Annotated in this window: 12 protein-coding genes; all 12 read right to left on the bottom strand. The window is 49.0% G+C overall.

The features are described from left to right. Positions 1-384: 384 nt before the first annotated feature. Positions 385-2,322, bottom strand: a complete 1,938-nt coding sequence (thrS, locus tag QP860_RS07880; protein ID WP_284912519.1) for a threonine--tRNA ligase — start codon at positions 2,320-2,322, stop codon at positions 385-387. Between the two features lie 521 nt (positions 2,323-2,843). Then, positions 2,844-3,320, bottom strand: coding sequence for an Asp23/Gls24 family envelope stress response protein (locus tag QP860_RS07885; protein WP_284912520.1), 477 nt, complete (start codon positions 3,318-3,320; stop codon positions 2,844-2,846). A 91-nt stretch (positions 3,321-3,411) separates the two neighbouring features. Further along, complete coding sequence (locus QP860_RS07890) at positions 3,412-3,585, bottom strand: DUF2273 domain-containing protein (protein ID WP_083272369.1); 174 nt, start codon at positions 3,583-3,585, stop codon at positions 3,412-3,414. Between the two features lie 20 nt (positions 3,586-3,605). Continuing rightward, positions 3,606-4,175 (bottom strand): alkaline shock response membrane anchor protein AmaP, encoded by a 570-nt coding sequence (amaP, locus tag QP860_RS07895; protein ID WP_070617176.1) that lies wholly within the window; start codon positions 4,173-4,175, stop codon positions 3,606-3,608. Positions 4,176-4,387: 212 nt separating this feature from the next. After that, positions 4,388-5,314 (bottom strand): primosomal protein DnaI, encoded by a 927-nt coding sequence (gene dnaI, locus QP860_RS07900; protein ID WP_070617174.1) that lies wholly within the window; start codon positions 5,312-5,314, stop codon positions 4,388-4,390. A gap of 1 nt (position 5,315) precedes the next feature. Next, a complete protein-coding gene (locus QP860_RS07905; RefSeq protein ID WP_070617172.1) occupies positions 5,316-6,767 on the bottom strand; it encodes a DnaD domain protein in 1,452 nt (483 codons plus the stop codon). A gap of 14 nt (positions 6,768-6,781) precedes the next feature. After that, entirely contained in the window at positions 6,782-7,288 is a 507-nt protein-coding gene (nrdR, locus tag QP860_RS07910) for a transcriptional regulator NrdR (protein WP_067975287.1), read from the bottom strand. A 62-nt stretch (positions 7,289-7,350) separates the two neighbouring features. After that, positions 7,351-7,968, bottom strand: a complete 618-nt coding sequence (gene coaE, locus QP860_RS07915; RefSeq protein WP_070617170.1) for a dephospho-CoA kinase — start codon at positions 7,966-7,968, stop codon at positions 7,351-7,353. A 1-nt stretch (position 7,969) separates the two neighbouring features. Beyond that, a complete protein-coding gene (mutM, locus tag QP860_RS07920; RefSeq protein WP_070617168.1) occupies positions 7,970-8,803 on the bottom strand; it encodes a bifunctional DNA-formamidopyrimidine glycosylase/DNA-(apurinic or apyrimidinic site) lyase in 834 nt (277 codons plus the stop codon). A gap of 208 nt (positions 8,804-9,011) precedes the next feature. Continuing rightward, the gene (polA, locus tag QP860_RS07925; protein ID WP_070617167.1) at positions 9,012-11,681 is read right to left on the bottom strand and encodes a DNA polymerase I; all 2,670 of its coding nucleotides are present in this window, start codon (positions 11,679-11,681) and stop codon (positions 9,012-9,014) included. Then, positions 11,674-12,204 carry a hotdog family protein gene (locus tag QP860_RS07930; RefSeq protein ID WP_070617165.1) on the bottom strand — a complete coding sequence of 177 codons (531 nt, stop codon included), beginning with the start codon at positions 12,202-12,204 and terminating at the stop codon, positions 11,674-11,676. Before QP860_RS07930 ends, polA begins: the two co-directional genes overlap by 8 nt. Before the next feature lie 426 nt (positions 12,205-12,630). Then, positions 12,631-13,128 carry an Asp23/Gls24 family envelope stress response protein gene (locus QP860_RS07935; protein ID WP_070617163.1) on the bottom strand — a complete coding sequence of 166 codons (498 nt, stop codon included), beginning with the start codon at positions 13,126-13,128 and terminating at the stop codon, positions 12,631-12,633. Between the last annotated feature and the right edge of the window lie 188 nt (positions 13,129-13,316).

Genomic DNA, 13,316 nt, shown 5'->3' on the forward strand with positions numbered 1-13,316 from the left:
AAATCAGTCTACTAAATATTGCCTCGTATACTTTAGCAACTTTATACCAATTTATACTTGACTAATCGTAGGAAGTCAGGGTGTGAAGGCTAGCGGGAGAAATAGACCTCTGGAGCAAAGTCCTTTAGAAGACTGAAAGTCTTCTAAAGGACTTTGTGAAGAGAAGCTATTTCTGCTAGCCTAAACCCGACTAGAAGCGAATTATGGGGCGTAGGCATCAGCCGTACGCTCCGTTTGAGTCTCGTTAGGCGAGAGACCGAGGCTCGAGCCGTTGCCATGGCTCTTTAACGATCAAACTCAAGACGGAACGCATGCTCAAAAATACAGCTTATGAGAAAATCTAAAAAGCCCAGCCAAAATTCAGCTGGACTTAAAGTAATTCAATTATTCGTGGTTTTCAACGGCTTCTTGCAAGCTGGCGAAGAATTCTTGGAAGTCTTGACTTTCCGTCTTCTTAGAGCCATAGCGGCGGACCGTTACTGAACCTTCTTCAATTTCCTTGTCACCAAAGACAAGTTGGAAGGGAATCTTATGGGTTTGGGCTTCGCGGATCTTGTAGCCCATTTTTTCATTGCGGTCGTCAACCTTCACGCGGAAGCCTTTTGCCTTCATCTCATTAGCAATCTTGTAGACATAGTCGGCATGGGCATCTTCGTTAACTGGGATCAAAACAGCTTGGGTTGGCGCTAACCAAGTTGGGAAGGCTCCCTTGTATTCTTCGATCAGATAGGCAACGAAGCGTTCCATAGTTGAGATGACACCCCGGTGAATAACAACAGGACGGTGGGTATTTTGCCCGTCTTCACCGACATAAGTGATATTGAAGCGTTCAGGCAAGAGGAAGTCCAATTGAACCGTGGACAGGGTTTCTTCAGTTCCCAAGGCGGTCTTAGTTTGAACGTCTAGCTTAGGTCCGTAGAAGGCCGCTTCCCCTTCTGCTTCGAAGTATTCTAGTCCCAAGTCGTCCATAGCTTCCTTCAGCATAGCCTGTGCCTTTTCCCACATTTCATCGTCATCGAAGTATTTCTTGGTGTCGTTAGGGTCGCGGTAGGAGAGGCGGAAGCGGTAGTCAGTGATGTGGAAGTCTTCATAAACTTCACGGATCAAGTGGAGGACCCGGGTGAATTCATCCTTGATTTGGTCTGGACGGACAAAGATGTGGGCGTCGTTCAACGTCATTTCACGGACACGTTGGAGACCAGATAGGGAGCCAGATTTTTCATAGCGGTGCATCATCCCCAGTTCTGCGATCCGGATAGGGAGTTCGCGGTAGGAGTGGATGTGGTTTTGGTAGACTTCCATATGGTGGGGGCAGTTCATCGGACGGAGGACTAATTGTTCGCCGTCGCCCATATCCATTGGTGGGAACATGTCATCACGGTAGTGGTCCCAGTGACCGGACTTCTTGTAGAGGTCCACATTGGCCATGATTGGCGTATAAACATGTTCGTAGCCTTGCGCCACTTCCTTGTCCACAATGTAGCGTTCGAGAATACGGCGGATAGTTGCCCCTTCAGGTAACCAGAATGGCAGGCCTTGGCCAACTTCTGGTGATACGAGGAAGAGGTCGAGTTCCTTACCGACTTTGCGGTGGTCGCGTTCCTTGGCTTCTTCCCGACGTTTGAGGTCAGCTTTCAGGTCCTTTTCATTAAAGTAGGCTGTCCCATACACCCGTTGCATCATTGGACGGTCAGAATCCCCGCGCCAGTAAGCCCCAGCTAAAGAAAGCAACTGGAAGTGCTTGATATAGCCGGTTGATGGCACGTGGCCGCCGCGGCAGAGGTCAGTAAATTCCCCTTGGCTGTAGATGGTAATGGTTTCGTCTTCAGGCAGGTCGTGGATTAATTCCAGCTTGTAAGGGTCTTCCTTGAAAATTTCCTTGGCTTCTTCCCGGCTCACTTCACGGCCTTCGATTGGGAAATCTTCTTGGACAATCTTTTCCATTTCTGCTTGGATAGCTGGCAGGTCTTCTTCCTTGACTTGTTGGCCTTCGCCGTTGTCGGTGTCATAGTAGAAACCATTCTCAATGGCAGGACCTACACCAAAGTGGATGTTTGGATAGATCCGGCGCAGGGCTTGGGCGAGCAAGTGGGCGCTCGAGTGGCGCAAGATTTCCAAGGCTTCCTCTTCATTGGACTTAGGATCAATTAATTCAATCGCTCCACCCTCCTGAATGGGTTCATCTAGGCCCTTCAACTGACCATCTAATTTATAAGCCAAAACGCGTTTAGCCAAGCTGTTTGAGATAGATTTGGCAACTTCGCGGCCAGAAACACCGGCTTCAAATTCTTTGACTGCTCCATCTGGAAATGTAATTTGCATGGTTATCCTCCTTGTAAAATAAAAAAAGCCCTAACTGAAGTTTCCTTCAATTAGGGACGTCATCTTAATCAATACGTGGTTCCACCCAATTTTTGCCTATTTAGGCACTCGTTCATGACCGATATCGGGGTTCACCGTTCAACTTCAATCATTGAAAGCCTCCGGAGTGGTCGCCATCTCTGTTTGCGGATCTTCCACCAAACAATCCGTCTCTAGCATTCAAACAAAAACTTTGTCTCCATCACTGGCGCTTAACTAGTCTAACCCTATTAAAGCACTATTCAGATGAAAAAGCAAGGCAGACTTTTTAAAAAAGATGTGTGGGCTTGACTCGAGCCGATGCTAGGCTTTAGCCGTTGGGGCTTGAGCGCTTTACGGATAAAGTACAAGACAGGGCAGCCGTGTTGGTCCCCTAAGCATTTAAGGGTCAAATCCAGAAGCGGACGACAGATTCATCTTACCATGTTATAAAGAACAAAAAAGCTTGGGCAAGGAGCCCAAGCTTTGCTGGTGTTTCGTAATTATTGAACGCGTGAACCGTCTGAGTATTCACCGTCTTCGTGTGCACGACGACGTTCTTCAGCAGCTTTACATTGTTCTTCGTTTTGTTTACGTTCCCATTCGCCACGAGTTACAACATCGTTAACGTTCATGTTAACTTCAACAACTTTTAAGCCAGTCATCTTGTTAACACTGTCAGAGATTTTCTTGATTGCTGATTCGAAAGCAGCAGGAATGTCCTTGCCATATTCAGCAATAACTTCTAAGTCTAAAGCAACTTCTTTCTTACCTACTTCTGCGCTAACGCCTTTTGTTTCGTCTTCGCCGGAGCCTGAGAAGAAGCCTTTAATACCTGAAGTGAAGCCACCTTGTAATTCAAGGATTCCTTCAACGCCTTGTACTGAATAGTTCGCGATTTTTTCGAGAACCTTGTCAGCGAAAGTTAATTCATTTTCGTGTTGTACTTGGTTTTGTTCATTAGCTTTTTGTTCTGCCATGATTATCATCCTCCAAAAAATTTATTACAATTGCTTGTACTCTAATCATACTGATTTCTCAAATTTTTTCAAATAATATGCCTTCGAATTTTTATAAATTCTTGTCAAAATATTTACCAGCGTAAAAACCAGCTACCGCAAGGACGGCCACCAAAATAGCGGTCCCAATATTGCTTGCCAAACTGATGACAGTAAATAAGAAAGCTGCAGCGGTACAGATAATACGCCATCTATAGGCATACCATGACTCTGGTGGTTGTTTCATTGCAAGGCCTCCTCCTTTAACTATCTCACGCGTGGTGCATTCTGAGCTGCTTGAGCTTGAGCCGCGCGGGTATCAATTTGGTTGACTTTAACATTGACGGACCCTGGCTTGCCGCCGAGCTTACGGCCAACAGCTGCTTCCACCTGTTCTTGGACAGCTTTAGCAATGGTCGCAACGGGTGCGTCTTGGCTAACATCTACGGTAACGTCCAGCTTGGTGTCCCCTGGATGATTGCCCATCTTAGCTTCAGCTTGTGGGTGCTTGACCGCATCAACTGAGCGCGCAGCATGTGTCGCAGCTGCTTCTGCTACCGTGTGGTCAACCCTAACCTCACCATGCTCAGTGTCCACTTGCAACCAGGCCTTCTTTGAGGTGGCAAAGCAAGCATAGAGCAGGAAGATGAGCGCAATTACAGCTACTACAGCCAAGACAATAGCAACCGTGGTGCTGACTTCCGGAATGCCTAAGACATAATAGGCAACAAATTCCGTCAAGTAAGGAATCGGATACAGCACAGCGATAGCTGCAAGCAAGGCTAAGATTGCAATTAAAGCACCTAGAACTTGGATGAATTTAACAAATCCGTTCATAGGAAGGCTCCCCCCTATTCATATTCAATTTAAAAAATAACAAGTATCTCTTATATCCTTAGATTAGCCTTTATTTCCCCTAAATGCAAATTATATGACTTTTAATCCAGAAAAAATCCTAGCTATCCTTCAAAACAAAAAGTCTCCCAACTAGACCCTTGATCTAGCCTAGTTGAGAGACTTTTTGTCAGCTAAAATACACAATATTGTTCTTAATCATGGCGTCGGTTACGCCCACCGACTTCGATTTCTTCAGCGAGGAAGGCAATTCGTTCCATAATCCGCCCCGCCTTGACGTCCTCGATATCTCCAGAATTTGTCCGTGCTAGGTGGGTCTCCAATTCTTCAAAGTTAAAGTTAGAAGAAAAGAAGGTGGGTAGCTGTTCGTTCATCCGGTATTGGAGGATAACCCCCAGGATATCATCCCTGAGCCAGGCGGAATTGCTCTCAGCACCGATGTCATCGAGCATAAGGAGGGGCGCCTTCTGCAGGGCTTCCAGCTTGTCCTGGACAGTGTTACTAGCGATGCTCTGCTTGATCGATTGAGCAAACTGCGGGTAGTGGACCAGGGTCGTTTCATACCCCTTGTCCGCCAAATCATTGGCAATAGCCGCAAGGAGGAAGGTCTTCCCTACCCCGAAGGCCCCGTGGAAATAGAGGCCCTTGTGGAAGCGGTCGGGGGCCTTGAGATAGGCCGTGGTAAAAGTCAAAGCCCGGCTAGCCGCTTCCTGACGGGCAGGGTCATCGACATCGAATTGGTCGAAATTTGCTTCACGCAGAGACTTGGGCAGGTCCACCAGGGTAATCCGGCGGTCGCGCTTGAGCTCCGCTTGCTTGGCCAAATAATCCTCATTAGCCACATATTGGACATCAATATAGTTCACATTCATCTGCAATTGGGGGTGGAAATTAGGGATCTTGGGCTCATAGCCCGCTTGGATTCGCTTCTTTTCTTGGACGAATTCATAGATCTTAGACAAGCTACGCTGGATCATGGCCTCATCCACCTGGTCCTGGTGCTGGTTGATAAAGGCTTGGACGTCGGGATCGCTGAGGGCCTCTGCTTGAATTTCCTTAAGTCTTTCTTTGTAGTCCTTTTGCTCTAGGATTTTTTTGATTTCTGGTCCGATATTTTGCATCTTAACGATCCTCCTTGTGCCTTTGGGCGATTAGGTCGCGCAAGTTTTGAGACTGGTCCGTCCTTTGCTGGTTCGTCTGGTCAGCTGGCTTGGCCGCCTCTTCGCCAGCTTTAAACCACTTGGGCTTGACTTCTTCGCGGCCTGGGCGTTTTTGATAATTTCTCTTTTGGTAGCGGGCTTGGCGTTTCTGCTGCATACGTTTGATCTTGGCTTGTTTTTGATGGTCGAGCCGGCCGCGTAGGTAGAGCAAGGCAGCTTCGGGTGAGTCCACCTTGTGCTGGCTCCAATCATCTGCCGTGGCTTCTAACAAGGGGCGGCTCAAGCGGTCCTTGCCGTCTTCCACTAGGTAATAGTGAATCATAACATTAAGAGTAGCCGGATTGAGTATGCCCATCTGGAGGATGTCTCCAATGGCCTGGGTCTCATTCTTGGTCAAAAAGCCCCCCTGCTGGTCCTTGATCGACTTGGCAAAAGGCACCGAGGGGTAATTGCGCAGGGTCGCTGTAAATGCCAGATCTTCATCACTCAAGCCTTGTTCTTTCCAGAGCTTCTGAGCTTCTTCCTGGGCCTGGGCTTGTACTTCCTGGAATTCCTGACTGCGTTCCTTGAGCGGGGCCTTGTTATCGGCTTCAGCCTGGGCCAGGGCAATAGCCTGGTACTTGTCCAGATCAATCTTATTTTCTTTGATATCACAGGCTTCTAGGGCCATTCGCTGGAGGCTGACCTCATCGTAGCCAAAAATTTCGTGGAGGGTCTGGGTCATATCGATCACTTCTTTAGTCAGCGCCTTCTCCCCCACAAAGCTACCCTGGAGGAGCTCCTTAAAGGCCTGGAGATCGAACTTAGAGTCCTGGCCCAGGTCAAAATGCTTGTCTCCTTCATTGGTACGGACCAAGTGTTCCCGGGTCTCCTGACTGACCGGGTAGATGGCCTGGGGCAAGCGGTAGACATCACGGAAGGAAGCCGTCACGTCCCGCCAGTCCGCCTGCTCCAAAGCCTGGTAGGGCTGCCAGGAAAAGCGATCAACCAAGCGGTGAAAGCGGTCTTCACCCACATAATAAATGAGCAAGGACGACATCAGTGAATCGGTAAAGAATTTATCCGCCGGCAAGGGTGCTAACAAGTCATAGCGGGTCTGGACCTGTTTGTCGGGATTCTGGTTTTGGAAGACTTGGACCAAGCCCAGGGCCTCCAGCCGCTGCCTAGCCCGGATATACTCTTCCTTGCCCATCACCAATTGCTCCATCAAGTCCGAGTGCCGGAGAATCGAGGAGTGCCAGGCCCCGACTTCAATCTGGGCACGCAAGCTCTGGTAGAGGGCCGCACTCTCCGCCCCCAGCATAGGCTGGTAGAGGTGAAGAAAAACAGCCATATCATTTTCCGAAAGCCATTCTTTCTGGTAGATGATAAGGCCGCTCTGTGGTTCTAAACTTTCCCATGGGATAAAGGCCAAATTAACACTCCCTTCTAGTCTGTGTCTCCATCCAAGTCGAGGTTCTGCTGGCCCTCAACCTGCTTGCGCTGCAGTTGGCGGAGGGATTCAATCTCTTCTAAGAAGACAGTCGGGTCTTCAAAACGGCGGTAGACACTCGCATAACGGATATAGGCCACTTCATCAATAGCAGGCAGGCGGTCCATGACCATCTCTCCAATATCCTGGGAGGAGACTTCATCATGGGGCCGGGCCCGCAATTCAGACTCAATCTCTGACACTAAGCGCTTCAAGTCCTCCAAGGCAACGGGCCGTTTCTCACAAGACCGGACCATGCCGCGCAGTAATTTCTCCCGCGAGAATTCCTGGCGGTTACCGTCGCGCTTAATCACTAGCAGTGGTGGCTGTTCCACCCGCTCAAAGGTGGTAAAGCGGTAGTCGCAGGCCAAACAAGCCCGGCGACGGCGGATAGCACTCCCTTCCTCGGTGGGACGGCTATCCACCACTTTGGTATTATCATGATGGCATTTTGGGCATTGCATAAGATTCTCACCTATTTCTTTACAAGAAGGACGTTTTCATGCCTATTATAGCATAAGCACAGCTATTCAGCGACAGGATTTGGGCTAAAACCGCTGATTCCTAGCCAAGCATCTACTTGTTGGTAGGTATAGGACAGGTCCCTACCGTTATCGATTAGAATATCCGCCCACTCTGCCTTGCGTTCGATAGAAATCTGGGAACATATCCGCTGGAAGGCCTCCCCTTCACTGAGCTGGTCGCGGGCCATCAAGCGTTCCAATTGAACCGACTCGGAACAGTAGACCACCATCACCTGGTCACAGTCTGCCTGGTAGCCTTCTTCATAGAGCAAGGGAATGTCAAGAACAACTAAGTCGTGCCCTGCAGCATCATAGGCTTGGGCCTCTTGGATGATCCACTGACGGATATGGGGTTGAAGAAGCTGGTTCAGCTCTTGGCGGGCCCGGTCATCCGCAAAAATGAGCTGGCCTAATTTTTTTCGGTTAATGGTCTGGTTGGGAAAGATATAGTCCTCCCCAAAATGTTCCCGGATGGCTTCCAGTCCTGGCTGGCCGGGTTCAACCACAGCCCGGCTCCCCAAATCGGCATCGACAATGGGATAGCCTAGGGACTGGAAGTGCTTGCTGACCGAGCTCTTGCCCGTTGCAATGGATCCGGTTAATCCTAAATGAAATGTCATCTTATCTCCTTTCCTTCTTTAAGACTTGGCAGCGTGGACAAAAAGTTGTCCCCCTCTGACCGACCTTGATCTTCTTCATCGGGGTCTGACAGCGGGGACAGGGCAGCCCTGCCCGTCCGTAAGCATTGAGGGTCTGTTGGAAGCCCCCACTGTGGCCCAGGGCATCAGTATAAGAACGAATCGTCGTCCCACCCTTGGCCATGGCCTCCCCAATCACTTCCTCAGCATAATGGACTAAGCGGTTGGACTTCAGCCTGGACACCGTGTTAGCCGGCTGCTCAGGATGGAGGCGGCTCCGGTAAAGAATTTCGTCGGCATAGATATTGCCAATCCCTGCCACCACATGTTGGTCCAGGAGCACCAGCTTAATGGCCAACTTCCGCCGCTGAAGCTGCTGGTAAAAAGTATCGGCATCCAAATTCCAAGGTTCCGGTCCCAAGTTAAGCCGGGCTAATTCATCGTCCATCTCTGCTTTGGGAAATAGCCGGATGCGGCCAAACTTGCGAACATCATGGTAGCGGAGGTCGCGGCCATCATCGAGCTGGAGAACGAGGTGGGTGTGCTTATCTACGGCCTGGTCGCTGGGCAGGACTAGCCACTTGCCTTCCATCCGCAAATGGCTGATCCAAGCCCAATCGCCCCAGTCAAAGATTAAATACTTGCCCCGGCGTCCTAAGCCCTCGAGGCGCAGTCCCGGCATAATGGCTTCAAATTCTTCAGGGCTAGGCCGGTCAATTATCTTGGGCCAGCTTAAGCTAAGTCCGGTCACCCTAGATCCTAGCACTAAGTCTTCCAACCCCTGGCGGACCCGGTCCACTTCAGGTAATTCTGGCATCTTTCATCCTCCTTTCATCTGAAAGTGAAAAGCCTGGCCGCAAAGCTGTCCGCGGCCAAGCATTATCTATATCTTAATACTTTTAAATACAAATTTGCAGTGGTTGGCGCAATAATCGATAGGTCTGCTAGTGATGAGCAAAAACGGAACGGATGCTCACCTGCAGCCTCTATATGAGCCTACGATTAGCTATTAAGCGACAAACACCTTATTTGGCATCGTACCAAGTATCGCCATAGTTACTATCCACAATTAGAGGCACGTCCAATTCAACGGCGGATTCCATCACTTGTGGCACTAATTCTTCCAGGCGGGCGATTTCTTCTTCGGGCGCCTCGAAGATCAGCTCATCGTGGACTTGGATGAGCAGTTTGGCTTGGAGTCCTTCCTCTTCTAGGGCAGCCTCCATTTTCAACATGGCTAGCTTGATAATATCAGCGGCTGTCCCCTGGATTGGTGTATTCATGGCTGTCCGTTCGGCGAAGGACCGCACGTTAAAGTTGCGCGCCTTAATATCAGGCAGGTAGCGGCGGCGGTGGAAGAGGGTTTCCACATAACCCTTCTCGCGAGCGGATTCCACAATCTCATCCATGTAGACCTTAACCTTGGGGAAGTTATCGAAGTAAGAATCAATGAAGGCCTTGGCTTGGGGCCGGGAAATATTGAGGTTCTTACTGAGTCCATAGTCGGAAATCCCATAGACAATCCCGAAGTTTACTGCCTTGGCATCCCGGCGCTGATTAGGTGTTACATCTACCTCGTCAATGCCGAGAACGCGGCTAGCCGTGGTCCGGTGAATGTCCCGGTTCTCCTTGAAGGCCTTCTGCAAGTGCTCATCGCCTGAAATATGGGCGAGGACCCGGAGTTCGATCTGCGAATAGTCCGATGAGAAGATCTTCCAACCCGGTTCAGATGGAACAAAGGCTTGGCGGATCTTCCGACCGTTCTCTGTCCGAATCGGAATATTTTGCAAGTTCGGGTCTGCCGAAGACAAGCGCCCCGTAGTGGTCAGGGTCTGGATAAAGCGGGTATGGACTTTGTGGTCCTCTTGGATAAAATTCTGGATGCCCTCGATATAAGTCGATTGCAACTTAGCCAGCTGGCGATAATCCAAGATTAAGTCGACGATCTCTGCCTTGCCCTGTAATTTCTCCAATTCCGATTGGGCTGTCGAATAGTGGCCGGACTTGGTCTTTTTACCAGCAGGCAAGCCCATCTCTTCGAAGAGGACATCGCTCAATTGTTGGGTAGAATTGATATTGAATTCATGGCCAGCTTCTTGGTAGATGGCAGCTTCTAGGTCATCCAGCTGACCTTCGATGGCTTCATGCATGGCTTCTAGGGTAGACCGCTCAACACGAATCCCCCGAATCTCCATGTTAGCCAAGACCAGGGCCAGGGGCAGTTCCATATCGCGGTAGAGTTCTGTCATCTGGTCTGCTGCCAGGCGTTCTTTGGCTATGGGCACCATCCGGCAGATCACATCAATCTTCCGGGCGAGATGGTCGTGCATCTGGCTTTCATCTTCTGGAACGGCCTGCTTCTTGCCCTTGCCGTAGACCATTTCGTCATAGGCCAGGTCATCAATTCCGAATTCACGAGCCGCTTCCGCTAGGTCATTGGAATTATCCTTGGCATGGACCAGGTAGGAAGCAATCAGGACATCTTCTGACACCCCTTGGAAGTCGATCCCTTCCCGGGCCAACATGACCTTGGTCCGCTTGGCATCGAAGACCTGCTTGGTGCGACTAGCATCTTCCGCCCATTCTCGGAAGGCGGACGACGCTAAGGCCACTTCTTTGGGCAGGACATAGACCTGGTCAGAATTCCCCAATGCGAAGGCAATAATCTCCCCTTGGTGGTAGTTCTTGGCAAACATTTCACCATAAAAGGCCATCTCTTCCGCTTGAAAAATCTCAGCCGTCACTTGGTCTGCTTCTGTCAAAACTTGGTAAGGAATGTCTCGAGCTTCCGCTTGGACTTGGTCCGAGAGATCGGAATCTTCCAAGAGATCAGTCATAAAGCGGTTGAAGTTCATTTCCTTGTAGAAGTCTAGCAGGGCTTCTTGGTCAAGGTCCCGCTTCTTGATGTCGTCGTAGCCAATTTCTAATGGAGCATCGTCTAAGATCCGGGCAAGTTTTTTGGATAGGAAGGCGGCTTCTTTGTCCTTAATGAGGTTTTCTTTGCGCTTTTTGCCGGAAACCTTATCAATATTGTCGTAAACGCCCTCCATAGACCCAAATTCGTGGAGGAGCTTGAGGGCTGTTTTCTCGCCAATCCCAGTGACGCCAGGATAATTATCGGAAGAATCGCCCATGAGTCCCTTCATGTCCACAATCTGTTCAGGAGTGATTTGCCAGTTTTCCTGGATTGAAGCGGGCGTATATTCTTCCAATTGGCTGACCCCGCGCCGAGTAATGTCCACGCGGATATTGTCGCGGGCCAGCTGAGTCAGGTCTCGGTCACCCGAAATAACCACCACATCGAAGGTCTCTGGATCAGCCTGTAAGGCCAGGGTCCCGATAATATCATCGGCTTCATAATTAGCCAGTTCATAATGAGCCAGACCGAAAGCATCTAATAAGACGTTAAAGAAAGGCATCTGCTCCCGGAATTCATCCGGCGCACTCTGCCGGCCGCCCTTGTAATCATCGTACATCTCCGTTCGGAAGGTGGTCTTCCCCGCATCCCAAGCCACCAAGGCATGGGTCGGTTCTTCCTTATCCAAGACCGTCTTCAGCATGGCATGGAAGGCATAGAGGGCATTGGTATGCAAGCCATTCTTATTGACAAAAGAATCCAAATTTTGAATAGCATAGAAGGCCCGAAAAGCCAAAGAAGAGCCATCGAATAAAAGTAATTTATTTTTTTTAGTCACTGTTTACATCGCCTCCATCAACACGCTTCAATTCACTCGAATCAATAATTTTGGGTTGGTCAGTCAGGGCTTCTTCGGGCGGAAGGACCATCAGCATGGCATCCAAAACCCGGTCCTCCCCGGTGGTTTCGTTATTGCCGATGACATGGATGGTCACATAACCCCGCCATTCCTCAATCCGAATCACTTCAAAATGATAGGTGATGGTCGAATCGTGGCGGATAGCCTTATTAATCGTGAAATTCATCTCCACCAACATGGAACCCGGCCCCGGGAAATGCATGGAAACCGTCCGCGTAATCGCCCCCATCAAGGCAATCGGCGGAATCACCGTCTCCAGATCAACCTCCTGGTGGGCCTCCTCCGTCTTCAAATAGCGGGGATTAATATCATTGGTTACCCCCATATAGAGGAGAATATCCCGCTCCCGAAAACGTTCCGTCATGGTAAACGTATCCCCCACATCAATCGCATGCAGAGGCTTGCCAAAAGACAAACCATCATCATTATTATAAGCCACCATAACACACCCTCACTTCCTAATTATCTCTATATATTCTATCAAATCCCCAAAAGAAACACAAAAAAAGGAAGGGTGTGAGAGGATGCGGGAGAAAGGGAGCTCTGGAGCAAAGAGCCAGAGAAGACTGCAAGTCTTCGGCGGATCTTTGTAAAGAGGAGCCCTTTCTGCATCCTCGAACCCGACTACACAGGGTGTGAGGGCGCGCGGTTAGAAATTTAAAATAATAAATAACCTAGTAAGGATTATTGCCTCCTTACTAGGTTATTTTCATTCTTAGACCTGGAGCAACTTTCAAATGGGGGCTCCATTAGCAAGTAGGATCAGGTTAACTTTCAAATGGAAGCTTTAATAAAAAGTAGCCAAACAAAAACTCCCTAGCTATCCACACGCCTGGATTTCTAGAGAGTTTGTTCAATTGCATGCTAATTAGTCATCGGGAAATTGTTTGTAGTGGACCTTGCGATAGTCTTCTTCCGTCATGATATCGCGGACATTGACATTCACTTCCACAACTTCTAAGCCCGTTGCTTCATGGATGCGTTTGTTGACATTTTCAACAATTTCATCAAATATCTTAGGGATTTCCTTACCGTAAGCAACGACAATATCGAGGTCCACGGCAACTTCCACATTGCCAACTTCAGCGTTCACGCCGTCTTGGTAGTGGTCCCCTTCTTCATGTCCCTTGTCCTCTTCCTGGTCTTGACCTTCTTTCTCATCCCCTTGGTCGTCATCAGAGAAGCTTTCTTGAGCTTTTTCTTTAACTTGGTCAGCGAAGTTAGCAGCTTGGGACAAGGCCGTATTGAAGGCGTTCCCTTGAGTAGTTAGGACCCCATCGACTTCTAGAACGGCACGGCTCGCAATTGTTTCAATCGCTTGCGCATCAAAATTTAAATCATTTTCTCGTTTGATTTCTTCAGCCATTTTGAATCACTCTTTTCTCTCTTTAATTAACTTGGTAGATTTATGTTTACAATAGCATAAAATCATTGAAATACCAAAGTATAAGCCTTCAAGAAAATCTTGAAAAAGAGCCTTGTCAAAAGTCGCTTATCTAAAACTTAGATGAAACTTTTGTTCCAGACGGTAGTGATCCTCTCAGAATTTAAAAA

The organism is Aerococcus sp. UMB1112A (genome assembly GCF_030230715.1).
GTDB lineage: Bacteria > Bacillota > Bacilli > Lactobacillales > Aerococcaceae > Aerococcus.

Excerpts from the sequence above, each read along its gene's own strand:
- mutM (WP_070617168.1), bottom strand. The coding sequence starts at position 8,803 with ATGCCAGAATTACCTGAAGTGGACCGGGTCCGCCAGGGGTTGGAAGAC.
- amaP (WP_070617176.1), bottom strand. The coding sequence starts at position 4,175 with ATGAACGGATTTGTTAAATTCATCCAAGTTCTAGGTGCTTTAATTGCA.
- QP860_RS07885 (WP_284912520.1), bottom strand. The coding sequence starts at position 3,320 with ATGGCAGAACAAAAAGCTAATGAACAAAACCAAGTACAACACGAAAAT.
- QP860_RS07935 (WP_070617163.1), bottom strand. The coding sequence starts at position 13,128 with ATGGCTGAAGAAATCAAACGAGAAAATGATTTAAATTTTGATGCGCAA.
- QP860_RS07930 (WP_070617165.1), bottom strand. The coding sequence starts at position 12,204 with ATGGTGGCTTATAATAATGATGATGGTTTGTCTTTTGGCAAGCCTCTG.
- nrdR (WP_067975287.1), bottom strand. The coding sequence starts at position 7,288 with ATGCAATGCCCAAAATGCCATCATGATAATACCAAAGTGGTGGATAGC.
- coaE (WP_070617170.1), bottom strand. The coding sequence starts at position 7,968 with ATGACATTTCATTTAGGATTAACCGGATCCATTGCAACGGGCAAGAGC.
- dnaI (WP_070617174.1), bottom strand. The coding sequence starts at position 5,314 with ATGCAAAATATCGGACCAGAAATCAAAAAAATCCTAGAGCAAAAGGAC.
- QP860_RS07890 (WP_083272369.1), bottom strand. The coding sequence starts at position 3,585 with ATGAAACAACCACCAGAGTCATGGTATGCCTATAGATGGCGTATTATC.
- thrS (WP_284912519.1), bottom strand. The coding sequence starts at position 2,322 with ATGCAAATTACATTTCCAGATGGAGCAGTCAAAGAATTTGAAGCCGGT.